Source organism: Dyella sp. AtDHG13 (genome assembly GCF_003201105.1).
GTDB classification, from domain to species: domain Bacteria; phylum Pseudomonadota; class Gammaproteobacteria; order Xanthomonadales; family Rhodanobacteraceae; genus Dyella; species Dyella jiangningensis_B.
The window spans coordinates 287442-307881 of record NZ_QICJ01000005.1; the positions used below are offsets into that span (position 1 = coordinate 287442).

23 protein-coding genes are annotated in these 20440 nt (G+C 66.7%); 13 read left to right on the forward strand and 10 right to left on the reverse strand.

Annotated features, from left to right (window positions below):
- Positions 1–588 precede the first annotated feature (588 nt).
- The 3 genes from ppk2 to sufT form a co-directional block, all read right to left on the reverse strand.
- Positions 589–1710 (reverse strand): polyphosphate kinase 2, encoded by a 1122-nt coding sequence (ppk2, locus tag BDW41_RS11235; RefSeq protein WP_074547399.1) that lies wholly within the window; start codon positions 1708–1710, stop codon positions 589–591.
- 58 nt (positions 1711–1768) lie between these two features.
- Complete coding sequence (locus tag BDW41_RS11240) at positions 1769–1987, reverse strand: YdcH family protein (RefSeq protein ID WP_074547398.1); 219 nt, start codon at positions 1985–1987, stop codon at positions 1769–1771.
- 319 nt (positions 1988–2306) lie between these two features.
- Positions 2307–2864: a putative Fe-S cluster assembly protein SufT gene (gene sufT / locus BDW41_RS11245; RefSeq protein ID WP_019466617.1), complete on the reverse strand. Its 558-nt coding sequence runs from the start codon at positions 2862–2864 to the stop codon at positions 2307–2309.
- Positions 2865–3100: 236 nt separating this feature from the next.
- Here sufT and BDW41_RS11250 point away from each other — a divergent pair, with 236 nt between their 5' ends.
- Positions 3101–3538 carry a hypothetical protein gene (locus tag BDW41_RS11250; protein WP_074547397.1) on the forward strand — a complete coding sequence of 146 codons (438 nt, stop codon included), beginning with the start codon at positions 3101–3103 and terminating at the stop codon, positions 3536–3538.
- A 10-nt stretch (positions 3539–3548) separates the two neighbouring features.
- Here the strand turns inward: BDW41_RS11250 and BDW41_RS11255 are convergent, their stop codons facing one another.
- Positions 3549–4979 carry an NAD(P)(+) transhydrogenase (Re/Si-specific) subunit beta gene (locus tag BDW41_RS11255; RefSeq protein WP_074547396.1) on the reverse strand — a complete coding sequence of 477 codons (1431 nt, stop codon included), beginning with the start codon at positions 4977–4979 and terminating at the stop codon, positions 3549–3551.
- On the reverse strand, positions 4979–5284 hold the full coding sequence (locus BDW41_RS11260) for an NAD(P) transhydrogenase subunit alpha (RefSeq protein WP_074547395.1): 306 nt from the start codon (positions 5282–5284) through the stop codon (positions 4979–4981). The genes BDW41_RS11255 and BDW41_RS11260 overlap by 1 nt, the downstream gene beginning before the upstream one ends.
- 138 nt (positions 5285–5422) lie before the next feature.
- On the opposite strand from BDW41_RS11260, the gene BDW41_RS11265 reads away from it, so the two are divergent.
- Genes BDW41_RS11265 through BDW41_RS11275 form a run of 3 tightly spaced genes read left to right on the forward strand, consistent with a single transcriptional unit; the run spans position 5423 to position 6953 of the window.
- On the forward strand, positions 5423–6007 hold the full coding sequence (locus BDW41_RS11265; RefSeq protein ID WP_074547658.1) for an RNA polymerase sigma factor: 585 nt from the start codon (positions 5423–5425) through the stop codon (positions 6005–6007).
- A complete protein-coding gene (locus BDW41_RS11270; protein WP_074547394.1) occupies positions 6004–6384 on the forward strand; it encodes a hypothetical protein in 381 nt (126 codons plus the stop codon). The genes BDW41_RS11265 and BDW41_RS11270 overlap by 4 nt, the downstream gene beginning before the upstream one ends.
- A gap of 2 nt (positions 6385–6386) precedes the next feature.
- Complete coding sequence (locus BDW41_RS11275) at positions 6387–6953, forward strand: DUF3106 domain-containing protein (protein ID WP_074547393.1); 567 nt, start codon at positions 6387–6389, stop codon at positions 6951–6953.
- A 283-nt stretch (positions 6954–7236) separates the two neighbouring features.
- On the opposite strand, the gene BDW41_RS11280 is transcribed toward BDW41_RS11275, so the two are convergent.
- Positions 7237–8337, reverse strand: a complete 1101-nt coding sequence (locus BDW41_RS11280) for an NAD(P) transhydrogenase subunit alpha (RefSeq protein WP_074547392.1) — start codon at positions 8335–8337, stop codon at positions 7237–7239.
- A gap of 164 nt (positions 8338–8501) precedes the next feature.
- Between BDW41_RS11280 and cdd the strand changes: the two genes are divergently transcribed.
- From cdd to BDW41_RS11320, 8 genes are all read left to right on the forward strand, one after another.
- Positions 8502–8909 carry a cytidine deaminase gene (cdd, locus tag BDW41_RS11285; RefSeq protein ID WP_074547391.1) on the forward strand — a complete coding sequence of 136 codons (408 nt, stop codon included), beginning with the start codon at positions 8502–8504 and terminating at the stop codon, positions 8907–8909.
- A gap of 122 nt (positions 8910–9031) precedes the next feature.
- Positions 9032–9601 carry a nitroreductase gene (locus BDW41_RS11290; protein ID WP_074547390.1) on the forward strand — a complete coding sequence of 190 codons (570 nt, stop codon included), beginning with the start codon at positions 9032–9034 and terminating at the stop codon, positions 9599–9601.
- Complete coding sequence (locus tag BDW41_RS11295; protein WP_074547389.1) at positions 9589–10488, forward strand: 5'-3' exonuclease H3TH domain-containing protein; 900 nt, start codon at positions 9589–9591, stop codon at positions 10486–10488. The genes BDW41_RS11290 and BDW41_RS11295 overlap by 13 nt, the downstream gene beginning before the upstream one ends.
- A 41-nt stretch (positions 10489–10529) precedes the next feature.
- Positions 10530–11354: an AraC family transcriptional regulator gene (locus BDW41_RS11300; protein WP_074547388.1), complete on the forward strand. Its 825-nt coding sequence runs from the start codon at positions 10530–10532 to the stop codon at positions 11352–11354.
- A gap of 61 nt (positions 11355–11415) precedes the next feature.
- Positions 11416–12378, forward strand: coding sequence for a DMT family transporter (locus BDW41_RS11305; RefSeq protein WP_074547387.1), 963 nt, complete (start codon positions 11416–11418; stop codon positions 12376–12378).
- 309 nt (positions 12379–12687) lie between these two features.
- Positions 12688–13260 carry an NUDIX hydrolase gene (locus BDW41_RS11310; protein ID WP_074547386.1) on the forward strand — a complete coding sequence of 191 codons (573 nt, stop codon included), beginning with the start codon at positions 12688–12690 and terminating at the stop codon, positions 13258–13260.
- 95 nt (positions 13261–13355) lie between these two features.
- Positions 13356–13721, forward strand: a complete 366-nt coding sequence (locus tag BDW41_RS11315; RefSeq protein ID WP_074547385.1) for a hypothetical protein — start codon at positions 13356–13358, stop codon at positions 13719–13721.
- Positions 13722–13916: 195 nt separating this feature from the next.
- A complete protein-coding gene (locus tag BDW41_RS11320) occupies positions 13917–15113 on the forward strand; it encodes a GGDEF domain-containing protein (protein WP_074547384.1) in 1197 nt (398 codons plus the stop codon).
- 172 nt (positions 15114–15285) lie between these two features.
- Here BDW41_RS11320 and BDW41_RS11325 read toward each other — a convergent pair whose 3' ends face one another.
- Positions 15286–16557: a Xaa-Pro peptidase family protein gene (locus BDW41_RS11325; protein WP_074547657.1), complete on the reverse strand. Its 1272-nt coding sequence runs from the start codon at positions 16555–16557 to the stop codon at positions 15286–15288.
- A 132-nt stretch (positions 16558–16689) separates the two neighbouring features.
- Positions 16690–17724 carry an AraC family transcriptional regulator gene (locus BDW41_RS11330; RefSeq protein ID WP_074547383.1) on the reverse strand — a complete coding sequence of 345 codons (1035 nt, stop codon included), beginning with the start codon at positions 17722–17724 and terminating at the stop codon, positions 16690–16692.
- Positions 17725–17864: 140 nt separating this feature from the next.
- Here BDW41_RS11330 and BDW41_RS11335 point away from each other — a divergent pair, with 140 nt between their 5' ends.
- Entirely contained in the window at positions 17865–18815 is a 951-nt protein-coding gene (locus tag BDW41_RS11335) for an alpha/beta fold hydrolase (RefSeq protein ID WP_074547382.1), read from the forward strand.
- Positions 18816–18864: 49 nt separating this feature from the next.
- Here BDW41_RS11335 and BDW41_RS11340 read toward each other — a convergent pair whose 3' ends face one another.
- Both BDW41_RS11340 and BDW41_RS11345 read right to left on the reverse strand, forming a co-directional pair.
- Positions 18865–19458, reverse strand: a complete 594-nt coding sequence (locus BDW41_RS11340) for a histidine phosphatase family protein (RefSeq protein ID WP_074547381.1) — start codon at positions 19456–19458, stop codon at positions 18865–18867.
- Positions 19459–19526: 68 nt separating this feature from the next.
- Entirely contained in the window at positions 19527–20438 is a 912-nt protein-coding gene (locus BDW41_RS11345) for an AraC family transcriptional regulator (protein WP_074547380.1), read from the reverse strand.
- Positions 20439–20440 lie beyond the last annotated feature (2 nt).

Below are 20440 nucleotides of genomic sequence, written 5' to 3' on the forward strand. Positions count from 1 at the left end.
CCGATAGGCGCCCGGACTTGCTTTCCCCCTGCCATTCCATGGAACGGCATGCCCGCGCACTGACTCGCTGAACGACGCACACCGGACGAATGTCGGTGCCCGCGTCGCCAAAGGACCATCCGTCAACCCTCCCGCTCACGGATTCGTTGACGCTAATCAAGACCCTTCGTAGCGTCAATGAAATCGGCGCTGCGCATGAAACGCCAGAAAATCAGCAAATAAATACGAAAACGCGATCAATGCGTTTGATCTTGCGTTTTCTTTCGCGAGGCCTACGCCCTTGAGGACCGCTGAAATACCAAAGCCTTTTCAGCGTGTTGGCGAAAGTGGTGATGTCGATCGCAGTTTTGAAATCCGCCTGCGGATCGCGGCCTGACGCGAGTTATCTCGATCTCAGTAAAACTACTCGCGTACCGGCGGCGGCCTGCATCGCGCGGGGCCGCGCGAAAGATATTGCGCAGCGCTGCCAAACGCTCCCTTACGGCGTCTGCACAAAAATGAACTTAAGTTGAATTTCCTACAAGCATGCGCGCCGGTTCTCGCACAAATCGATGAGGAAGAAACGGGGCGCTTTGCGCCCCGCCTCAATCAGCCGTAAAGGGCGCGCCCCACGATCAGGGGATCGGCCAGGCCCACCGCCGCGTCGTCGCGGCTGGCGTACTTCACGCGATTGAGCACATGGCGCATGGCATTGAGCCGCGCGCGCTTCTTGCAGTCGGAGCGGATGACGATCCACGGCGCATCGGCCGTGTCCGTATGCGAGAACATCGCTTCCTTGGCCTTGGTGTAGGCGTCCCACTTGTCCAGCGAGGCCAGGTCCACCGGGCTGAGCTTCCACTGCTTGAGCGGATGGAGCTTGCGCTCCTCGAAGCGGCGGCGCTGTTCGTCCCGGCTCACCGAGAACCAGAACTTGAAGAGCAGGATGCCGCTGTTGACCAGGTGCCGCTCGAACTCGGGCACCTGCCGCATGAACTCGTCGTACTCGGCGGGCGTGCAGAAACCCATGACATGTTCAACGCCCGCGCGGTTGTACCAGCTGCGGTCGAGCAGCACGATCTCGCCACGCGTCGGCAGATGCTGCACGTAACGCTGGAAATACCACTGCCCGCGTTCGGTCTCGGTGGGTTTTTCCAGCGCCACCACGCGCGCGCCGCGTGGGTTGAGGTGCTCCATGAAACGCTTGATCGTACCGCCCTTGCCCGCCGCGTCGCGTCCTTCGAAAAGAATCACCACGCGCTGGCCGGTTTCGCGCACCCAGGCCTGCAGTTTCAGCAACTCCACCTGCAGGCGGTACTTCTGCCTTTCGTAGTTGCGCCGGGACATCTTGTGCCGATACGGATACTCGCCCTTGCGCCAGCCCGGCGAGAGTTCGTCATCGGGATGACGGCGCGACAGGCCGTGCAGGTTCGGGTCGCCCTCCAGCAACAGATGACGCACGCGTGCCGCATCGTCCGGCGACATACCGTCCATCACGGTGCACAGGCTGTCGTACAGCGCATCGGCCCCCTGATTCGCCTGCTTCATGAAGATGTCGCCCACGCCTTCGGCCAGCACCGATTGCGCGGAGGCGACGGCGTGTGCCACGGTGCGCAGTTCCGGCAGCGGCGTGGCGCGTTCGCGCCCCGGCGCCTTGCTGGCAGCGTTCTCCAACGGATCGGCTTCGTTGCCGCGCGAAGAGGCAGGCGCGCGCCCGGCGCGATGGTTCGCCATGCGATGTATTCCCGGTAGATGATGGAAGGCCGCGCCGGTTGGCGCGGCGGGAGCGCGATCAGGCCACCGAGGCCTTACGCAGGATCACGTAGATCTGGTCCTTCAGCAGCAGCTTTTCCTTCTTCAGCTGCTCGATGGCCATGTCGCCGGCCGGGGCCAGCCCCGTTTCCATGTTCTTGATCTCTTGGTCCAGCTCGTTGTGGCGATGGAACAGGCGGGAAAAGTGCGGATCGCGCCCCTTGAGGGCGGTGATGAGTTCGCGGTATTCGGGAAACATTCCTTGGCTCCTTGAAACAAGACAGGCTGCGTGTGCAGCCTGACGTTCAAGCGGGCAAGGTGTGCTGATCTGGGTCAGTGGTGTAGGCGTTCAACCACATGCTCGGAGACCTAAGCGCTTATGCAGGTCTCGCATGAGTGCATGCACATCTGCCCCACCGTCATCCCCGCGAAAGCGGGAGGCGCTTCATCAACAGCCGAACGGCTAGTCATCCAGCAACTTTACACGTTGCGAGAAGGCCTAAAAGGCACTGGATCCCCGCTTTCGCGGGGATGACGGTGAGGGAACGGGGGTTGCTCAGCAGATTCTGAACAAGCTCTCAAAGCATGCCGGTTTCGAGCTTGGCGGCGTCGGACATCATGGAGTGGTTCCACGGCGGGTCGAACACCAGGTCCACGTCCGCCTCGGTCACGGTGGGGATGAGCTCGAGCTTGGTGCGCACGTCGTCGACCAGGATGTCGCCCATGCCGCAGCCGGGCGCGGTCAGGGTCATCTTCACGTAGACCTTGCGCTGGTCCGGCGCGGGATGCTCCATGCTCACGTCGTAGACCAAGCCCAGCTCGACCACGTTGATCGGGATCTCCGGATCGAACACGGTGCGCAACTGCTGCCACACCAGCGCCTCGACGTCGGCATCGCTGGCGTCGCTGGCCAGTTCGATGGGCGGCGGCGGCTCCTTGCCCAGCGCATCGGCATCGTTGCCGGCGATGCGGAACAGGTTGCCTTCCACGTAGACCGTGAAGCTGCCGCCCAGCGCCTGGGTGATGTAGCCGATCTGGCCGGCGGGCAGGCTGACCGTTTCGCCCTGGGGCACCATGACTGCCTGGCAGTCGCGCTCCAGGGTGAAAGGTTCGCTGCTAAGACTGAAACCGCTCATGCCGATCCTGCCGAATCTCGTCGATACGCGCGGCAAGCTGCCGCGCCAAGCTGTCTATTATGCCGGTTGGCGACCGGTCCTGCCCGTTCACATCAGGTCGGAAGGCGGCGTTCTCAAGGGAGCGCGGGCGCCCGGCACCTTCAGGTCCGGGACAGGTGCCCGGCCGGGCGCGGTATCATGGGAGTTTTACGCCCGGGAATAGCCGTGTCCTTCGTCCAGTCCACCGTTCGCCATTCATGAAGCCCTGGGCCGTCTTCTCGCTGCTGTTCGCGCTGGTGAGCGCCGTGATGCTGGGCCTGGCCGCCGGCGCCGTCTGGATGGTTCCCACGCTCTACTCCCAGCGCGCGTTGCCGTGGCTGGCGCTGCCGGTGGGCTGGCTGCTGGGCAAGGCGATCCGTCACTGGGTGCGCCCGCCGGGCAGCCAGGCGGCGATCCTCGCAGCATTCTCCACGTTCACCGCCGTGCTTTACGTCAACCTGCTGATGGCCGCGGCGAGCATTGCCGGCCTGATGGGGCTGGGCCTGGTCGACTCGATCCGCACCGCCGGTTTCCCGTTGCTGCTGCAGCTGGCCCAGTTGGGCTGCTCGCCGGCGGACGACGTGTGGTTCGTCGCCGGCATGGGCCTCTCGGCATGGGCGGCATCGCGCGCCGGCCGCCAGCCCAAGCGCGGCTAAGCCTTCCGAGTCAGGCGTCCAGCGTCTTGAGTTCGGCCACCAGCTGGCTGGCCGCCGCCTGGCCGTCGCCATAGAGCATGCGCGCGTTGTCGGCGTAGAACAGGGCGTTCTCGATGCCCGCAAAACCCGTGCCCTTGCCGCGCTTGACCACGATCACCTGTTTGGCGGCGGCCACGTCGAGAATCGGCATGCCGTAGATGGGCGACGCCGGGTCGGTCTTGGCCAGCGGATTCACCACGTCGTTGGCACCGATGACCAGCACCACGTCCGTGGTGGGGAACTCGGGGTTGATGTCGTCCATGTCCGCGATCAAGTCATAAGGCACGCCCGCCTCCGCCAGCAGCACGTTCATGTGGCCGGGCATGCGGCCCGCCACGGGGTGGATGGCGAACTTCACCTTCACGCCGCGCTCGATCAGCAGCTTGGCGAACTCCCACACCTTGTGCTGCGCCTGCGCCACCGCCATGCCGTAGCCCGGCACGATCACCACGCGCTCGGCGTAGGCCATCATCACCGCCGCGTCGCTGGCCTCGATCGGTTTCTGCGCGCCCGCGATGGCCTGCCCCGCCGCGCCGGCTGCCCCGAAGCTGCCGAACAGCACGTTGCCGATGGAGCGGTTCATCGCCTTGGCCATCAACTGGGTGAGCAAGGTGCCCGCCGCGCCCACCACGGTGCCGGCGATGATCATCGCCTCGTTCTGCAGCACGAAACCCTCGAACGCCACGGCCAGGCCGGTGAATGCGTTGTAGAGGGAGATCACCACCGGCATGTCCGCGCCGCCGATGGGCAGGGTCATCATCAGGCCGAACAGCAGGGCCAGCACGAAGAAGGCCACGATCAGCGGCATGGTGAGCTGCCCGCTGGCGATCATCGCCCCCAGCACCACCGCGCCGGCCAGCACCAGCAGGTTCACCACGCGCTGGCCGGGGAACACGAAACGCCTGTCCAGCCAGCCCTGCAGCTTGGCGAAGGCGATCAGCGAGCCGGAGAAACTGACCGAGCCGATCAGCGCGCCCAGCACCGCCAGCGCCAGCTGCGCCGTGCCTGGGGTATCGGCGCCGCTGGCGGTGAACTGGCCGCCATCCAGCAGGGTGACCGACTTGCCGGCGTAGCTGAACAGCTCCGCCGCGCCGATGGCCGCCGCCGCGCCGCCGCCCATGCCGTTGTAGAGCGCCACCATCTGCGGCATCGCCGTCATGGCGACCCGGCGCCCGGACCACCAGGCGGCAGCCACGCCGATCAGCACGGCCGCCAGGATCAGGCCCCGGTTGTGCATGTCCGGCAGGGCCAGGGTGGCCAGCACCGCCACCAGCATGCCCACGCCGGCCCACACGATGCCGCCCCGCGCAGAACGCGGGGAACTCATGCGCTTGAGACCGAGAATGAACAGCAGGGCAGCGAGGAAGTAACAGGCCTTGATCACGTCCGGCAGCCAGGCCATTACTTGCCCTCCTTGCCGGCCTGGGGCTTGCTGGCCTTGAACATTTCCAGCATCCGTTCAGTCACCACGTAGCCGCCGGCGGCGTTGCCCGCGCCCAGCAGCACGCCAATGAAGCCGATGGCCATCTCGAAAGGGGTCTGCGCGTGCCCTAGCGCTATCATGGCACCCACCAGCACAATGCCATGGATGAAGTTGGAGCCTGACATCAAGGGGGTGTGGAGTATCACCGGTACTCTGGCGATGATTTCGTACCCCGTGAAAGCGGCCAACATGAAGATGTAAAGCGCCAGGAAACCGTCGATCATGACCCCTCCCCGCCAGGACTCCGATGCCACCGCATCATACGGTTGCGGGTCAACGCGCGCGAGCGTCGGACGTTGATAGGCAAGGACGTACCGATGGAGTCTCAGGATGGCCGATCCGACGAACCGGACGACGACGGTATGAACAGCGTCGTCTCCACGCTAGAGGGCGACCTGCTGCTCGAAGAAGCCCGGGCGGTGCCGGCTTCCATGGACGCTTTCCTGGCGCAGGTGGAACGCCGCGCCTTCCGCATGGCCGAGCTGAACCTGGGCCACCGCGAAGACGCGCTGGACGCCGTCCAGGACGCCATGCTCAGGCTGGTCAAGCACTACAGCGACAAGCCGGCCCAGGAATGGACGCCCCTGTTCTGGGGCATCCTGCGCCGGCGCATCGTGGATCTGCAGCGCCGCCGCAAGGTGCGCTCGATCATGGTGGGCTGGCTGGGCGGCCGGGACGACGACGGCGACGAGCTGCCCGCCTGGGAACCGGCCGACACTTCGCCGGGCCCGCTGGAGCGATTGACCGATTCGCAGTCGTACGCAGACATGGCCGCGGCCGTGAAACTGCTGCCCCAGCGCCAGCGCGAAGCCTTCATGCTGCGCGTGCTCGAAGGCCTGGACGTGGCGGAAACCGCGCAGGCCATGGGATGTTCGGAAGGGAGCGTGAAAACACATCTGTCGCGCGCGCTGCAACGCCTGCGCGACCAACTGGAGGAATGGCGATGAACGCGCCTGACAACCACCTCGAACTTCGCGCCCGCGCGCTCTATCGCGAGGCGGCGCGCCAACTCGACCCGGCCGTGGCCGCCCGCCTGCGTGCCGCCCGGCGCGAAGCGCTGGCCAGCGCCAGCAAGACCTCGTGGGCGCACCGCCTGCTGGAGCTGCTGCTGCCGGCCGGGGCGTTTGCCGCCATCGCGGTGGTCGCCCTGTTCCTGTCTTCGCCGGTGCAGCGCCCGACCTCGGTCGCGCCGAACTCCGCGCAGACCGTGGACGTGGACGGCGAGCTTCCGCCCGATGCCGCCGTCACCGACCCGACGCTGTACCAGAACATGGACTTCTACGGATGGCTGGCCAAGAACGGCGACAGCGAGGCGAGCAGGTAACCATGCGTCGATGCCGTGTTTTCGTGTCGCTGCTTCTTGTCCTCGGACTCGGCGGCATCGCAACCAGCGCCATGGCCCAGCAGGTGCCCCCGCCGGGACCGCCGCCGGGCGACTTCCCGCACGGGCCACCCCCGCCCGGCATGCTTCCGCCGGGTCCCCGGCCCGTGCTGCCGCCCGGACCACCGCCGCCGCCCCGCCCGTGGCAGACGCTCTCCGCGCAGGATCGCGAGATGCTCGGCCCGGTGGCGGACAAGTGGGACACGTTCCCGCCGCAGAAGCAGGCACGCCTGCTGCAGCGCGCGCAGGAGTGGGAAAGCCTGCCGCCGGCGGAGCGCGAGCGGGCCCGCCAGAATTTCGAGCAGTGGCAGAAGATGACGCCGCAGCAGCGCGAACAGGTGCGCGAGAACAGCAAGCGCTTCCAGGAACTGTCGCCGCAGGAGCGCGCGCAACTGCACGACGCCTTCCAGCGCTTCCAGCAACTGTCGCCGGAGCAGCAGGAACAGCTGAGGCGCCAGTGGCATCACGACATGCGCAACGGCCCCATGGGCCCGCCGCCGCCACGGCACTGAACGAAAAGCCCCGCCATGGCGGGGCTTTTTTGTGGGCGGGTTCAACGCGCTGGTTCAAAGCGTCGCGATAACGCTCATTCCCCTCACCGTCATTCCGGCGCAGGCCGGAATCCAGTGGCGAAGGTGCTCGGTTATCGCGTGACGTCAAAGCGTTCGATTCTTCCGCGAAAACCGCACGAGGCGGTCACTGGATTCCGGCCTGCGCCGGAATGACGGTGAGGGAACCCTATCGCTGTCGGAAATCGTGCACCGCCTTGAAGGCAACCCACCGCAAGCCTCCACCTCACCCCTGAAACTTCGCCTCACCATCACGCGTGATGCAGCTCTTGGCCACCAGCTCGTCATTGAAATCCGGCGCCAGCGTTCCACCCTGTATCAACAGTTCAAGGAAGTTGTACACGTTGCGCGCGATCATTTCGGAGGCGTGCAGCGGTGCGCCGGCCGGCAGGTTGAGCGGGCCCAGGATCACCACGCTCTGATGCTCCACACGCTGGCCCGGCTGGGTCAGTTCGCAGTTGCCGCCGCCTTCGGCGGCAAGGTCCACGATGAGCGCGCCGGGCTTCATGCCGTCCACCATGGCGCGGGTCAGGATCCTGGGTGAAGGGCGACCGGGCACGGCCGCAGTGGTCACCACCACGTCCACACTCTTCAGGTGTTCGGCCAGCGCCTGCTGCTGCGCGGCGCGTTCCTCCGCGGTGAGCTCGCGCGCATAGCCGCCGCTGCCCGCCGCGCTCACGCCCAGCTCGATGAACTTGGCGCCCAGCGACTCCACCTGTTCGCGGGTTTCGGGGCGCACGTCGTAGCCTTCCGTCTGCGCACCCAGGCGGCGCGCCGTGGCGATGGCCTGCAGGCCCGCGACGCCTGCGCCGATCACGAGCACGCGCGACGGACGGATCGTGCCGGCCGCGGTGGTGAGCATGGGGAAGAATTTCGGCGACGCTTCGGCGGCGATCAGCATGGCCCGATAGCCAGCCACGGCGGCCTGCGAACTGAGCACGTCCATCGCCTGCGCGCGCGTCGTGCGCGGCAGCAGCTCCAGCGCGAACGCGGTGAGACGGCGCTGGCCCATCGTCTCGATGCGCGCGGCGGCGCCGTAGGGCCGCAACTGGCCCACCACCACTGCGCCTTCGCGCAGGCGAGGCCACACGCTGTCATCGGGAGGAAGCACGCAGGCGAATACATCCGCCTGCGCCAGCACGCTGTTCGCATCGGCGAATTCGACGTCGGCATAGGCATCATCGGGAAAACCGGCCGCCGCACCGGCGCCGCGTTCCAGCAGCACGCGGACATCCTTGCCGCGCAATTTTTTCGCCACCTCGGGTGTGATCGCCACGCGGCGTTCGCCGGCGGCGGTCTCGCGCAATGCGGCCACGGTGATCGGCATCGTGCATCCCCTGCGGAAAGGTTCCGGCATCGTAGCCGAAGGCCCGCCGCGCAAACCACCGGCCACTTGCGCTGGCCCGCCCGAGGGAGTTAACTGGCCCGCCACCGGCAACCGGACCGCCCTGGGCGATCGTGTCGGCGGGGATCCCCGTGATGGAGATCCCGATGACTGAAGTCGTTGTTCCCGATGTCCTGCTGAACCTGGCGCGCCAGGCGCGCGAAAACGCCTATGCACCCTATTCCCGCTTTCTGGTCGGCGCCGCGCTGGTCACGCGCGACGGGCGCCACTTCACCGGCTGCAATGTGGAAAACGGTGCCTACGGCCTGTGCAACTGCGCCGAGCGCACCGCGTTGTTCTCGGCCGTGGCGGCCGGTTGCCGTCCGGGAGATTTCGTGGCGCTCGCCGTGATCGGAGACACGCAAGGGCCGATCAGCCCCTGCGGCGCGTGTCGCCAGGTCATGTCGGAACTGTGCGGTGACGCCATGCCGGTATGGCTGGGCAACCTGACGGGCGACGTGCAGGAAACCACGGTGGGAACGTTGCTGCCGGGTTCTTTCAGCCTGGCAACGTAAGAGCAGGAGTGAGTGAAGAGGAGTGAGTAGTGAGAGAAGGCGAGCGGTAGTCTCACTACTTACTGCTCTTCACTCGTTTCTCTTGCGCCTTTAGCATCAACCTTATTTTCCCGGACTTCCCCATGTCCCACCCTCTTTCCCTGCTGCAGCAACGCCACTCGGTTCCCTCGCGCCAACTGGGCGAGCCCGGTCCGGATGCCGCCACGCTGCAAGCGCTGCTGGAAGCGGCCATCCGCGTGCCCGACCACGGCAAGCTCGAACCCTTCCGACTGATCCTGCTGCAAGGCGATGCCAAGCTCGCCTTTGGCGCGCGGCTGGCCGAGCTTTCGCTGCGGGTGAACCCGCACATGGCCGACGCCAAGCGCGAGAAGGACCGCACGCGCTACGACTTCGCCCCGCTGGTGGTGGCGGTGATCGCGCGCATCGACGCCAGCAGCACGGTACCAGTAATCGAGCAGCAGCTCAGCGCCGGTTGCGTCGCCTACAACCTGCTGCTGGGTGCAGGGGCGCTGGGCTTCGGGGCGCAATGGCTCACCGGCTGGGCCGCGTACAACCGCGAGGCCGCCGCCATCCTCGGCCTTGCGGACAACGAACAGGTGATCGGCTTCGTGCACATCGGCACGCCGCAGATCGACGTACCCGACCGCGAACGCCCCGTGCTCGCGAACCTGGTCAGCACATGGACGCCATGAGCCGTCCAGCCGTCCATCTGATCGATGGCAGTCTTTACGTGTTCCGCGCGTGGCACTCCATGCCGGACGAATTCCACGACGCGGACGGCCATCCGGTCAACGCGGTGCACGGCTTCACGCGCTTTCTGTGCGAACTGCTGGAACGCGTGAAGCCCGAGCACCTGGCCGTGGCGTTCGATGCGTCGCTCACCACCTCGTTCCGCAACGCGATCTATCCCGCCTACAAGGCCAACCGCGAATTGCCGCCGCCGGATCTGGAACGCCAGTTCGTGCTGTGCCGCGACGTGGCGCTGGCGCTGGGCGTGCCCGTGCTGATCGACCATACCTACGAGGCCGACGACCTGATCGGCAGCGCGCTGTGGACGCTGCGTGGCCACGGCTTCCGCAGCGTGATCGTCTCGGCGGACAAGGACTTCGGCCAGTTGCTGGGCGAGCACGACGAACAGTGGGACTACGCGCGCAACCTGCGCTGGGGCCCCGCGGGCGTGCATGAAAAAATGGGCGTGCATCCGCACCAGGTGGCGGATTTTCTCGCCCTGTGCGGCGACGCGGTCGACAACATCCCCGGCGTGCCCGGCGTCGGCGCGAAGACGGCCGCCGCCCTGCTCGCGCATTTCGGCAGCCTGGATGCCTTGCTGGACCGCGTGGACGAAGTGCCTTTCCTGCGCCTTCGCGGCGCCGCCAGTTGCGCCGCGAAGTTGCGCGAGCATGCGGAGGCGGCACGGCTTTATCGCCGCCTGACCCGCATCGCGCTCGACGCGCCGGTGCCCACCGAAATCGACGGGCTTCGCCGCCTGCGTGGCGAGGCGGAGGCGATGGAAGCGCTGTGCGAACGCTTGCGTTTCGGCCCGCTGACACGCACGCGCCTGAAGGCCTTGCTGGCCTGAGCGCCGCGCACGGGACGCGTTGCTCGCGCTAGCATGGCGCCATGCAAGGCGTCCCTTCCACCTTCAACTCGACGCGCGATGCCGCGGAATTCCGCCTGGCACGGCACCGGCCGGGCGTGGAGCTGTATCGCGCGCACATCGTGCGCCACGCCTTCGATCCGCACACGCACGACGGCTTTGGACTGGGTGCCATCGAATCGGGCGTGGAGCGTTTCCGCTATCGCGGCGCCGACCATCTGGCCCCGCCTGATTCGCTGGTGATGATGAATCCCGACGAGTTGCACACGGGCCGCGCCGAAACCGAAGGCGGCTGGCATTACCGCATGGCCTATATCGAGCCCTCGGTGGTCGCCGACGTGACGGGCGAGCCCGGCTGGTGGTTCAGCGACGTGGTGCGCGAGGATTTGCCTAGTGCACGGCAGATCACCGCCTTGCTCGACGCCTTGTGGCAGGCGCGCGAGCCGCTGGCCTTCGACAGCCTGCTGCTCCAGTTGCTCAGCCTGTTCCGCGCCCACGCGCGCGTGCCGCGCAAGGCCATCGATGGCGCGCCCGCGCGGTTTGCGCCCGTCGTCGATTATCTGCACGCGCATCTCGCGCAACGGCTGACGCTCGACGAGCTGGCTGCCGTGGCCGGCCTGAGCCCGTTCCATTTCCTGCGGCAGTTCCAGGCGCAGCATCACGCCACACCGCAGCAGATGCTGATGGCGTTCCGGCTGGCGGAAGCGAAACGTCGCCTGTCGCGCGGCGAGGCGCCGGCGCAGGTGGCCGCCGCCGTGGGCCTGGCGGATCAAGCCCATCTCACGCGGGCGTTCGCGCGGCGCTACGGTGTGACGCCGGCGCGTTATCAGCGCGCGCTGCGCTGCTGAGCGAAGCGACCGCCGCAATCTGGTACAAGACGGCGCCGCGCGGTTCCGCCACGCTGGCGGCATGTGGACAGGCATTCTCTACGCACTCGCCGCCGGCCTCATGTGGGGTCTGGTGTTCATCAGCCCGCTGCTGCTGCCGGAATATCCGGCCGCATTGCAGTCGGTGGGACGCTACCTCGCCTTCGGCGTGATCGCCTTGCCGCTGGCATGGATGGACCGCCGCGCGCTGCGCCTGCTGTCGCGCGAAGACTGGCTGGAGGCGCTCAAGCTGTCCGCCGTGGGCGGTCTGCTCTATTACCTGTGCCTGGCCAGCGCGATTCAACTTGCTGGCGCGCCCCTGCCGACCATGATCATCGGCACGTTGCCCGTGGTGATCGCGATCACCGCAAACCTGCGCGACGCGCATCGCGACGGCCGCCTGCCGTGGCTCGCGCTGGCGCCGTCGCTGGTGCTGATCGGCATGGGCATTGCCTGCGTGAACCGGGCGGAGCTGGCGACGCTCGATCATCCCTCGGGCATGGATTTGTGGCGCTATGCGCGCGGCGGCTTACTCGCGGCCGGCGCGGTGGCGTGCTGGACGTGGTATCCGCTGCGCAACGCCGATTGGCTGCGGCGCCATCCGGATCGCAGCCCGCGCACCTGGGCCACGGCGCAGGGACTGGCCATGCTGCCGCTCGCGCTGGCCGGCTACGCCCTGCTGTGGTCGCTGATGAAAGTGGGCGGCAACCCGTTCGCCATGCCGCTCGGGCCGCAGCCCTGGCGATTCATTGGCCTGATGGCGGCCATCGCGCTGTTCTCCTCCTGGTTGGGCTCGCTGTGCTGGAACTCGGCAAGCCAGCGGCTGCCGACGGCGCTCGCCGGTCAGCTGATCGTGTTCGAGACCCTGGCGGCGCTGGCCTACGCCTTCGTGCTGCGCGGCCACCCGCCCGGTGCGCTGACGCTCACCGGCGTGGCCCTGCTGGTGGCCGGCGTGGCCTGGGCCGTGCGCATCAAGCCGCGGCCGGTGGAGCTGGCGGTGGAGTGAGCTGGCCTTGCTTCAGGGGCACTCACGATCCAAGCGAGGATCATCCCCCTCACCGTCATTCCGGCGCAGGCCGGAATCCAGTGGCGAGCAACTTGGCTGGTCGCGATAGTCGGTCACGTTCGATGACTCATTTCGCGACAACCCAACGAGGACGCGACTGGATTCCGGCCTGCGCCGGAATGACGGTGAAGGAAATGGATGCTCGGGCGCCATGTAAGCAGGCGGCAAAACGAGCGGACCCCGAAGGTTGTCGCTGACATATCGGCACGGCAACATGCAGAACTTCAATTCCGCCGAACGATCACGCCGATGAATCATCCAGACCGCATTCCCCACGACGCCAGCGCGCCGGTGGAAACCCTCTACGTCGGCAAGTGGCTGAGCCTGCGCAAGCGCGGGCGCTGGGAATACGCCGAGCGCAACAACCCGGGCGGCGCGGTGATCATCCTGGCGGTGACGCCGGAGGACAAGGTGCTGTTCGTGGAGCAGTACCGCGTGTCCATCCTCAAGAACACCATCGAGATGCCGGCCGGCCTGGTCGGCGACCTGCACGAGCATGGCGACGAAGACGCGCTGCTCGCCGCCGGCCGCGAGCTGGAAGAGGAAACCGGCTATCGCTGCAAGCGCCTGGAATTCGTGCACGAGGGGCCGTCCTCCTCGGGCATGAGCACCGAGATGATCGCCTTCGTGCGCGCCTGGGATCTTGAGAAGGTCGGCCCCGGCGGCGGTGACGAGTCCGAGAACATCATCGTGCACGAGGTGCCGCGCACGCAGGCCGGCCAATGGCTGTTCGCCCGGGCCGCCGAAGGTTATTCGATCGATCCCAAGCTGTTCGCGGGGCTGTGGTTCATCGAGCACGCCGGGCTGAAGATACCAAGCTGAACGCCTTCCCCGGCACGGGCTAAAGATTTTGGCGGGGTCGCCGATGTGAGTCATGTCGAACCATTCCGACTTGACCACATCACGGACGCCCCTTTATGAAGAAGACCCTGATCGCCGCCGCCCTGTTCCTGGCCGCCCCGCTGGCCGCCCACGCCGCCTGCGCCCCGACCGACTTCGCCGTGCAGGACTTCAAGATGAAGCTCGTCGGCGCCGGCGCCGCCGCCCGCCTGAGCCTGAGCGGCCAGCTGGTGAACCACTGCGCCGAGGCCGCTGCCGCGCAGATCAGCATCGATGCGAAGGACGGCTCCGGCAAGGTCCTGCAGAGCAAGAAGGGCTGGCCGGCCGGCACCACCAACATCGGCCCCGGCCAGTCGGTGGAATTCGACCTGGGCCGCCTGTTCCGCTTCGATCCGGAAATGCAGCAGTACACCGTCGGCGTGGCCGATGTGCGCACCTGGTAACCCCACGTTCTGCTTTGGTTCTTGAGGCCCCTTCGGGGGCCTTTTTTTTCGCCCGTGCACCGGGGCTCAACAAAATGTGACGCAGTTCAAGTTTTTGGGGCGTTGTCCGATATGCTCTGAGAGATATCGCCACCGCCTCATCGGAGGCCCAGGGTCCCTTCCGGCCAGAAGGGCGCGCTGGCACCAGGGAGCGCCATGCACCTCGACATTCCTACCCTCACCATCATCAGTCTGCTGATGGGTATCGGCGCGTCGGTGGGCTTTACCTCCTTGCTGGCGGTACTGAACACGCAGAAGGTCCTGCGCATCTGGGTGGCCAGCATCTGGGTCAACACCGTGGCCATTACGCTGATCGGGCTGCGCAACTACATTCCCGACGTCCTCTCCATCGTCGTCGGCAACGGCCTGCTGATCACCGGCAACGTGCTCACGCTGAAGGGCATCGCCCAGCACGTGGGCGCGGCGCTGCGCTGGCGCTGGCCGTGCAGCTTCGCGCTGGTCTATACCGGCGCCATCGCATGGTTCGCCTACGTCACGCCCAACCTTGGCGCGCGGCTGCTGGCCGGCAGCCTGCAGGCCATGGCGTTCAACTTCGCCTATGCGTACCTGCTGCTGCGCTACGGCGAGCCGGACATCCGCAAGAGCTGCCGCATCGCCGCCGTGGTGCTGATCGCCAGTGGCCTGTTCTACCTGGCACGCGCCTTCCTGCCCCTCGCGCCCGCTGCCGGCCAGAACATCATGACGGGCGGCCTGCCGGTGGCCGCCACGTACACCATCGGCATCCTCACCACGCTGGCTTCGTACTTCGCCCTGCTGCAGCTGATCACCGAACGCCTGGTGGTGGACCTGCGCCGCGCGGCGCGCACCGATGGCCTCACCGGCCTGCTCAACCGCAGCGCCATCGTGGCGGAAGGACGCGCCGCGCTGGAGCGCTGCCTGGAACGCGGACAGCAGTTCGCCCTGATGATCTTCGACCTCGACCACTTCAAGCAGATCAACGACCGCTGGGGCCACGACGCGGGCGATGCGGTGCTGCGCCACGTCACGCAGCGGCTGCGCGACGCGATCCAGTGGCCGGGCCACCTGGCCAGCCGCTACGGCGGCGAGGAGTTCGTCGTCGCCCTGCCCGGCGCCTCGCTGGAACAGGGCCTGGCCGCCGCCGAGCGCCTGCGCCACGCGCTCGCCCATTCCCACGCCAAGGTCGGCAGCCAGCCGATTCCCGTCACCGCCAGCATCGGCGTGGCCGTGGCGCGGCCGGGCACGCGCTTCGAGCATCTGGTGCGGCAGGCCGACCACGCCATGTACCGCACCAAGTTCGACGGCCGCAACGGCGTCAGCGCGGCGGACGAACACCATGTCCGCCTGGCGGAAGCCGGCGACACCCGCTGTTGATCCACAGCGCCCGTAGCCCGGATGCAGCCGAAGGCGGAATCCGGGATCGCGCCACCATGCCAGGCGAACAGCCAGCCTGATGCGCGGCGCGGCGAGATTGTTTGGCTAACGCTCCGATGTCCCGGATTCCGCTGCGCTGCATCCGGGCTACAGGCTACGTGCTACATGCACATCAGATCGGATCGTCGATGGACTTGGCGAGCCCGGTGAAAAGCTTCGGGCCGGTCTCGGTCATATGCCAGCAGTCTTCCAGGCGTATGCCGAATTCGCCGGGGATATAGAGCCCGGGCTCATCGGAGAAGCACATGCCGGCCGCCAGTGGCGTGGTGTCGCCATGCACGAGATACGGCGGCTCGTGGCCGTCCAGGCCGATGCCGTGGCCGGTGCGATGGGGAAGACCCGGCAGATGGTAGCCGGGGCCCCAGCCTTCCTTTTCGTAGTAGGCGCGCACGGCGTCGTCGATGGCGCCCACCGGTGTGCCGAGCTTGGCGGTGGCGAGTGCGATTTCCTGGCCGCGCTTGACGGTGTCCCACACCTTGCGCTGTTTCGCGGTCGGCTGGCCCATCACCCAGGTGCGCGAGATGTCGGACTGGTAGCCATGCACGGCGCAGCCCACGTCCATCAGGATCACCGAACCCTCGCGCAGCGTCTGCGGCTGGTGCGAACCGTGCGGATAGGCGCTGGCTTCGTTGATCAGCACCAGGGCGAACTCCGGCGCGCCGCCCAGGGCGACAGTGGCGGCGTTCATCATGTCGCCGATCTCGTCCGGGCGCATGCCGGCACGAACGTGGCCGTGGACGTAACGCAGCGCCGCCAGGGTGACGTCGTTGGCGATCTGCATCAAGGCGAGTTCGGCCGGTGACTTGATCAAGCGGACAGCCTTCACCAACGCATCGCCGGAAACCACTTGATACGCGCCGTTGCTCGCATCGCGCACGCCGTCGACGATGAACAGTCGCGTGGTGGCTTCGAAAGCGATGGCGCCAGAGGTGACGCCGCGATCGCGCAGCCCACCCACGATGCGGGCGAACGGACTTTCATGCTCGTTCCACGGCCGCACGTCGCCGCCCACTGCCAGGGTCTCGCGAATCGAGGGCTCCTCGAATGCCGGCGTGACCACGACGATGTCGCCCTTGGCCGGAATCACGGCCGCCGTCGTGCGTTCCGAGCGATGCCATTGGATGCCGGTGAAGTAATCCAGGCTCGAACCGGATTCCAGGATCAGGGCGCCGATCTTCCGCTCCACCATCAGCTGCTGCAGCCGGGCGATGCGCGCGCGGCGCTCCTCCACCGAAATCGGCTTGGCGTTGCCGGTCATCGAGGTCAGCCCGCTCACACCGGCGGCCGCAGCGGGCGCGGCCTGCGCCGAGCGGCCCGGCAGCAGCAGGGCGGCAGATGCGGCGGTGGCGGCTACCGTTCCCGCAAGAAAGTCACGACGACGCATGGCGGCTCCGAAGCGATACATAGGATGTTTCCCCAGTATGACTCCGGAATCGGGGACGCGACTACCATCACGCCCTGTGCCGAAACGCACTTTCGCTTCGGCCCGAAGGCACGCCCGCCCTGGCGTTGCGCTTCAGTGGCGATGCTTTCCGCGAGCAGGCGAAAGGCTGGGCGCCGTGCCGGTCCATCGCTTGTAGGCCTGGGAAAACGACGAGAGATCGCTGAAACCCAGCCGTTCGGCGACCTCGCTAAGGGAATGGTGCGGATGGCTCAGCCATCGGTCCGCCTTGGCGCGTCGGCTCTCTTCCAGCAGTTCGCGGAATGACGTGCCATCGTCGTGAAACCAGCGCTTGAGGCTGCGTTCGCTGGTGCAGAGAAAGGCAGCGACGTCCGCCAGTCTCGGCGGGCACGCGTCGGGCGCAGCGGCCAGATACTCGCGCACCAGCGTCGGCGTATCCAGCCGTGTGCGGCGCTGCTCGACCAGCTCTTCGCACATGCGCTCGCACATGGCCGCCGTCATGGCGTTCGCCTGCGGCAGCGCGCGCCCGGTCAGCACGCGTGGAATGGCGACAAGATCTTCCGACGACTGCCAGCGCGGTGCGCAACCCAGCTCCTTCACCAGTTCATTCCTGATCGCAACCGACGCAGGATCGCCGCGCAGCCGCATGGTCTTCAGCGGAGCGGCGACGCCAGTAATGTCGCTCAGCACGCGCACCGTGGCTCCCATGGCGCGCTCGACGACAAACTGCTGCAGCTCGGCGTCCAGATGCAGGGGAGGCTCGAACAACAGCGTGTCCAGCTCGCCATCGCGACGGTGCACGATGGCGGCATAGCTATACGTCAACGGCAGAAAGCGTTGCGCCAGGCGCAAGGCATCGAGGGCCGTGGCGCTGCTCATCATGCCCAGGCCCAGCACGCCATAGGCAGACAGCCGATACCCCAGGCCCAGTTGCAAGCCCAGGCCCGCGCTCGCGGGATAGAAGCGCAGCAGGTTGGCGATGACGGCCAGTTCCTTGCCTGGGCTGAGACTGACCTGCGCGTTATCGAGCTGCGCCTGAGTCAGCCGCGTGCCGGCGAGCAACTGCGTCGCTGCAAGACCACGGCGCCGTCCGAATTCCAGCAACAGACGAACGCTGGCGGGACTGCGGGTGAAGTTCCAGAAGTTCATGCGCAGGCCAGGAAGCCGATGCCGCCACCATTATATGCATGGCCCAAAGCATAAAGCGGCTGGCCTGAGCCGCCATCGGCCCGCCGCCATGCGCTGAATAAGCTGCGCACGCAGCAACAGCATTCCTTCCGGAGACTTCGATGAACTACACCGATCAGGCGGCCTGGCGGAAGATTCAGTCGTTCCTCCCGCAGGCCTATCAGCTACAACCTGTCCAGGAACCGCAGGAAGAATGGTGGCCGTGGCGTCGGCATCGCATCCATCTCGACAGCTACCGCAACCCGGCAGCGCCGCTGAAGATCATCCTGTTCCATGGCGTCGGCACGAACGGCCGCCAGATGTCGACCATCCTCGGCGCCCCGCTCGCCCGCCTCGGCTTCGAGACCATCGCCATCGACATGCCAGGCTACGGCCTCACCGAAGTGGCCCCAGGTTCACACGTGCGCTACGGCGATTGGGTGCAGGCCGGTAGCGATCTGATCGACGCCGAGCTCGCCAAGGACGCGCGCCCCATCGTGCTGTACGGGCTGAGCGCGGGCGGCATGGCGACTTACCACGTCGCCGCGTTGAACCGTAAGGTCAAGGGCATCGTCGGCATGACCTTCCTCGACCAACGCCTGCAGCAAGTGCGCGATGAAACGGCGCTCAATATCGTCATGAGCCGCATCGGCGGCCCCTTGCTGACATTCGCCGCCGCAAGCCCGCTCGCCGGCATGCGGCTGCCGATGTCGCTGGCGAGCAAAATGCACGCACTCGTCAACGACAAGGCCGCGCTGAAGGCATGCATGGCGGACAGAACCTCCGCCGGCAACTGGGTCACCACGCGCTTCCTCGCCAGCTACATGAACTACAAGCCAGCCATCGAACCCGAGCACTTCGACGTGTGCCCCATCCTCCTGACACAGCCTGCGCAAGACCGTTGGACACCGCTGCATCTCAGCGAGCTTTTTCTTGGCCGCATCCGCCATGTGCCGGTCCGCAAGGTGATGCTGGACAACGCGGGACACTATCCCCTGGAGCTGCCGGGGCTCGATCAGATGGTGGCGGCCATACGCACGTTTCTTGACGGCGTCATCCAGGAAGCAACATGAAGCGCGACCCACGCGTGGCGTAGGCCATTGAAGCATCGCGATAGAGTCCTTACGCCTGATGATTCCACTTGAGGATGGCGCGAACCTCGCGCTCGTAGCCCAGCACGCTCACCGCCGCTGTATCCAGCACAAGGTGCGCGCCCAGCGACGGCGCGCCGGTGGCCCATACGGCGGCGAGCGTGCGCAGGAAGTGTGCGTGCGAGAACAGCGCGATATGGCGCGCGCCGCGGCTCAGCAGGCGATCGATCAGCGCCTGCGCCCGCATGCCCACCTGCGCGGCGTTCTCGCCCTCGGGCATGGGCGATGTCCACACCGACCAGCCGGGCGCGTCCTTGCGGATATCCGCCGTCGTGCGGCCTTCGTAGATGCCGTAATTCCACTCGTGCAGGTCGGGCTCTATCTGCGCCTGATCGCCGAGGCCGGCGAGTTGGCAGGTGTCGATGGCGCGCTGCATCGGGCTGGTCAGCACGAGGTCGAAGGTCTGCGTCGCGAGCAGCGGTGCAAGCGCGGAGGCCTGCTGGCGACCGCGCTCAGTCAGCGCAATGTCGGTGATGCCGGTGTGCTGGCCGGACTGGCTCCATTCGGTTTCGCCGTGGCGAATCAACCAGAGATGTGGGCCGGGCGTCGACGTTGTTGGATTCATGTGCGGCAGGCAAGAGGACAATGAGCGCCATTGTGCGCTGCGAAACGCGGCCTTGTCGCGCGTCGGCCTCAGTGCGAGGAAACAAACTCCGACGCCGCCTGCGCGGGCGGTATCGCGAAGTTCTCCCGCATGCGCCGCACTTCCGCCGCGGGCGGCAGGCCAAAGAGTCGCTTGAACTCGCGATTGAACTGCGATGCGCTGGCGTAGCCCACGGCATAACCCGCCGCTTCCGCCGTCATGCCCTGGCGCACCATCAGCAGGCGCGCCTGATGCAGCCGCGTGGACTTGAGGTATTGCATGGGCGAAGTTTGCGTCACCGCCTTGAAGTGGCTGTGGAACGAGGGCACGCTCATCCCGGCCTCGGCCGCCAGCTGCGCCAGATCGATCGGCTGGTCATAAGCCGCATGGATGCGGCGTAGCGCCTTCCCTATCCGGCCGAACCGGCCACGCATGCCCAGCGCCGAGCGCAAGGCCGCGCCCTGCGCACCGGTGAGCACCCGAAAATAGATTTCACGCAACAACGTGGACCCAAGCACCGCCGCATCGAGCGGCTCGCACATCGCTTCCAGAAAACGCAGCACGGATGCCTGAAGCGCATCGTCCATCGGGCTGGACATCATGCTTTGCGGCGCCGGCGTATCGACATGCAGCTGATGCTGGTCGATCTGAAGCATCAGCTCCGCCGCCAGCTGGAAATCGAGATGCATATAGATGGCCAGCAGCGGATGCTCCGGCGTTCCATCCGACTCCATCGTGAAGGGAACGGGCACCGCGACGGCCAGATAGTGCTGCTGATCGTAGAGATAGACCTGCCTGCCGAAATACCCGCGCTTGCGCCCCTGGCACACGATCACGATGCCCGGGTCGTACAGCACCGGCGTGCGCGACAGCATGCGATCCGAACGCAGGATGCGCACGCCCGGCAAGGCCGTGAGGTTGTACCCCTCCTCAGACGCCAGCCTGCGCGCGAGCGCCACCATCC

Bases quoted from the DNA above. Each gene is read 5' to 3' on its own strand.
- BDW41_RS11340 (WP_074547381.1), bottom strand. From the start codon at position 19,458: ATGAATCCAACAACGTCGACGCCCGGCCCACATCTCTGGTTGATTCGC.
- BDW41_RS11265 (WP_074547658.1), top strand. From the start codon at position 5,423: ATGAACAGCGTCGTCTCCACGCTAGAGGGCGACCTGCTGCTCGAAGAA.
- sufT (WP_019466617.1), bottom strand. From the start codon at position 2,864: ATGAGCGGTTTCAGTCTTAGCAGCGAACCTTTCACCCTGGAGCGCGAC.
- BDW41_RS11290 (WP_074547390.1), top strand. From the start codon at position 9,032: ATGTCCCACCCTCTTTCCCTGCTGCAGCAACGCCACTCGGTTCCCTCG.
- BDW41_RS11345 (WP_074547380.1), bottom strand. From the start codon at position 20,438: ATGGTGGCGCTCGCGCGCAGGCTGGCGTCTGAGGAGGGGTACAACCTC.
- BDW41_RS11320 (WP_074547384.1), top strand. From the start codon at position 13,917: ATGCACCTCGACATTCCTACCCTCACCATCATCAGTCTGCTGATGGGT.
- BDW41_RS11275 (WP_074547393.1), top strand. From the start codon at position 6,387: ATGCGTCGATGCCGTGTTTTCGTGTCGCTGCTTCTTGTCCTCGGACTC.
- BDW41_RS11240 (WP_074547398.1), bottom strand. From the start codon at position 1,987: ATGTTTCCCGAATACCGCGAACTCATCACCGCCCTCAAGGGGCGCGAT.
- BDW41_RS11250 (WP_074547397.1), top strand. From the start codon at position 3,101: ATGAAGCCCTGGGCCGTCTTCTCGCTGCTGTTCGCGCTGGTGAGCGCC.
- BDW41_RS11300 (WP_074547388.1), top strand. From the start codon at position 10,530: ATGCAAGGCGTCCCTTCCACCTTCAACTCGACGCGCGATGCCGCGGAA.
- cdd (WP_074547391.1), top strand. From the start codon at position 8,502: ATGACTGAAGTCGTTGTTCCCGATGTCCTGCTGAACCTGGCGCGCCAG.
- BDW41_RS11305 (WP_074547387.1), top strand. From the start codon at position 11,416: ATGTGGACAGGCATTCTCTACGCACTCGCCGCCGGCCTCATGTGGGGT.
- BDW41_RS11280 (WP_074547392.1), bottom strand. From the start codon at position 8,337: ATGCCGATCACCGTGGCCGCATTGCGCGAGACCGCCGCCGGCGAACGC.
- BDW41_RS11335 (WP_074547382.1), top strand. From the start codon at position 17,865: ATGAACTACACCGATCAGGCGGCCTGGCGGAAGATTCAGTCGTTCCTC.
- ppk2 (WP_074547399.1), bottom strand. From the start codon at position 1,710: ATGGCGAACCATCGCGCCGGGCGCGCGCCTGCCTCTTCGCGCGGCAAC.
- BDW41_RS11295 (WP_074547389.1), top strand. From the start codon at position 9,589: ATGGACGCCATGAGCCGTCCAGCCGTCCATCTGATCGATGGCAGTCTT.
- BDW41_RS11260 (WP_074547395.1), bottom strand. From the start codon at position 5,284: ATGATCGACGGTTTCCTGGCGCTTTACATCTTCATGTTGGCCGCTTTC.
- BDW41_RS11330 (WP_074547383.1), bottom strand. From the start codon at position 17,724: ATGAACTTCTGGAACTTCACCCGCAGTCCCGCCAGCGTTCGTCTGTTG.
- BDW41_RS11310 (WP_074547386.1), top strand. From the start codon at position 12,688: ATGAATCATCCAGACCGCATTCCCCACGACGCCAGCGCGCCGGTGGAA.
- BDW41_RS11270 (WP_074547394.1), top strand. From the start codon at position 6,004: ATGAACGCGCCTGACAACCACCTCGAACTTCGCGCCCGCGCGCTCTAT.
- BDW41_RS11315 (WP_074547385.1), top strand. From the start codon at position 13,356: ATGAAGAAGACCCTGATCGCCGCCGCCCTGTTCCTGGCCGCCCCGCTG.
- BDW41_RS11325 (WP_074547657.1), bottom strand. From the start codon at position 16,557: ATGCGTCGTCGTGACTTTCTTGCGGGAACGGTAGCCGCCACCGCCGCA.
- BDW41_RS11255 (WP_074547396.1), bottom strand. From the start codon at position 4,979: ATGGCCTGGCTGCCGGACGTGATCAAGGCCTGTTACTTCCTCGCTGCC.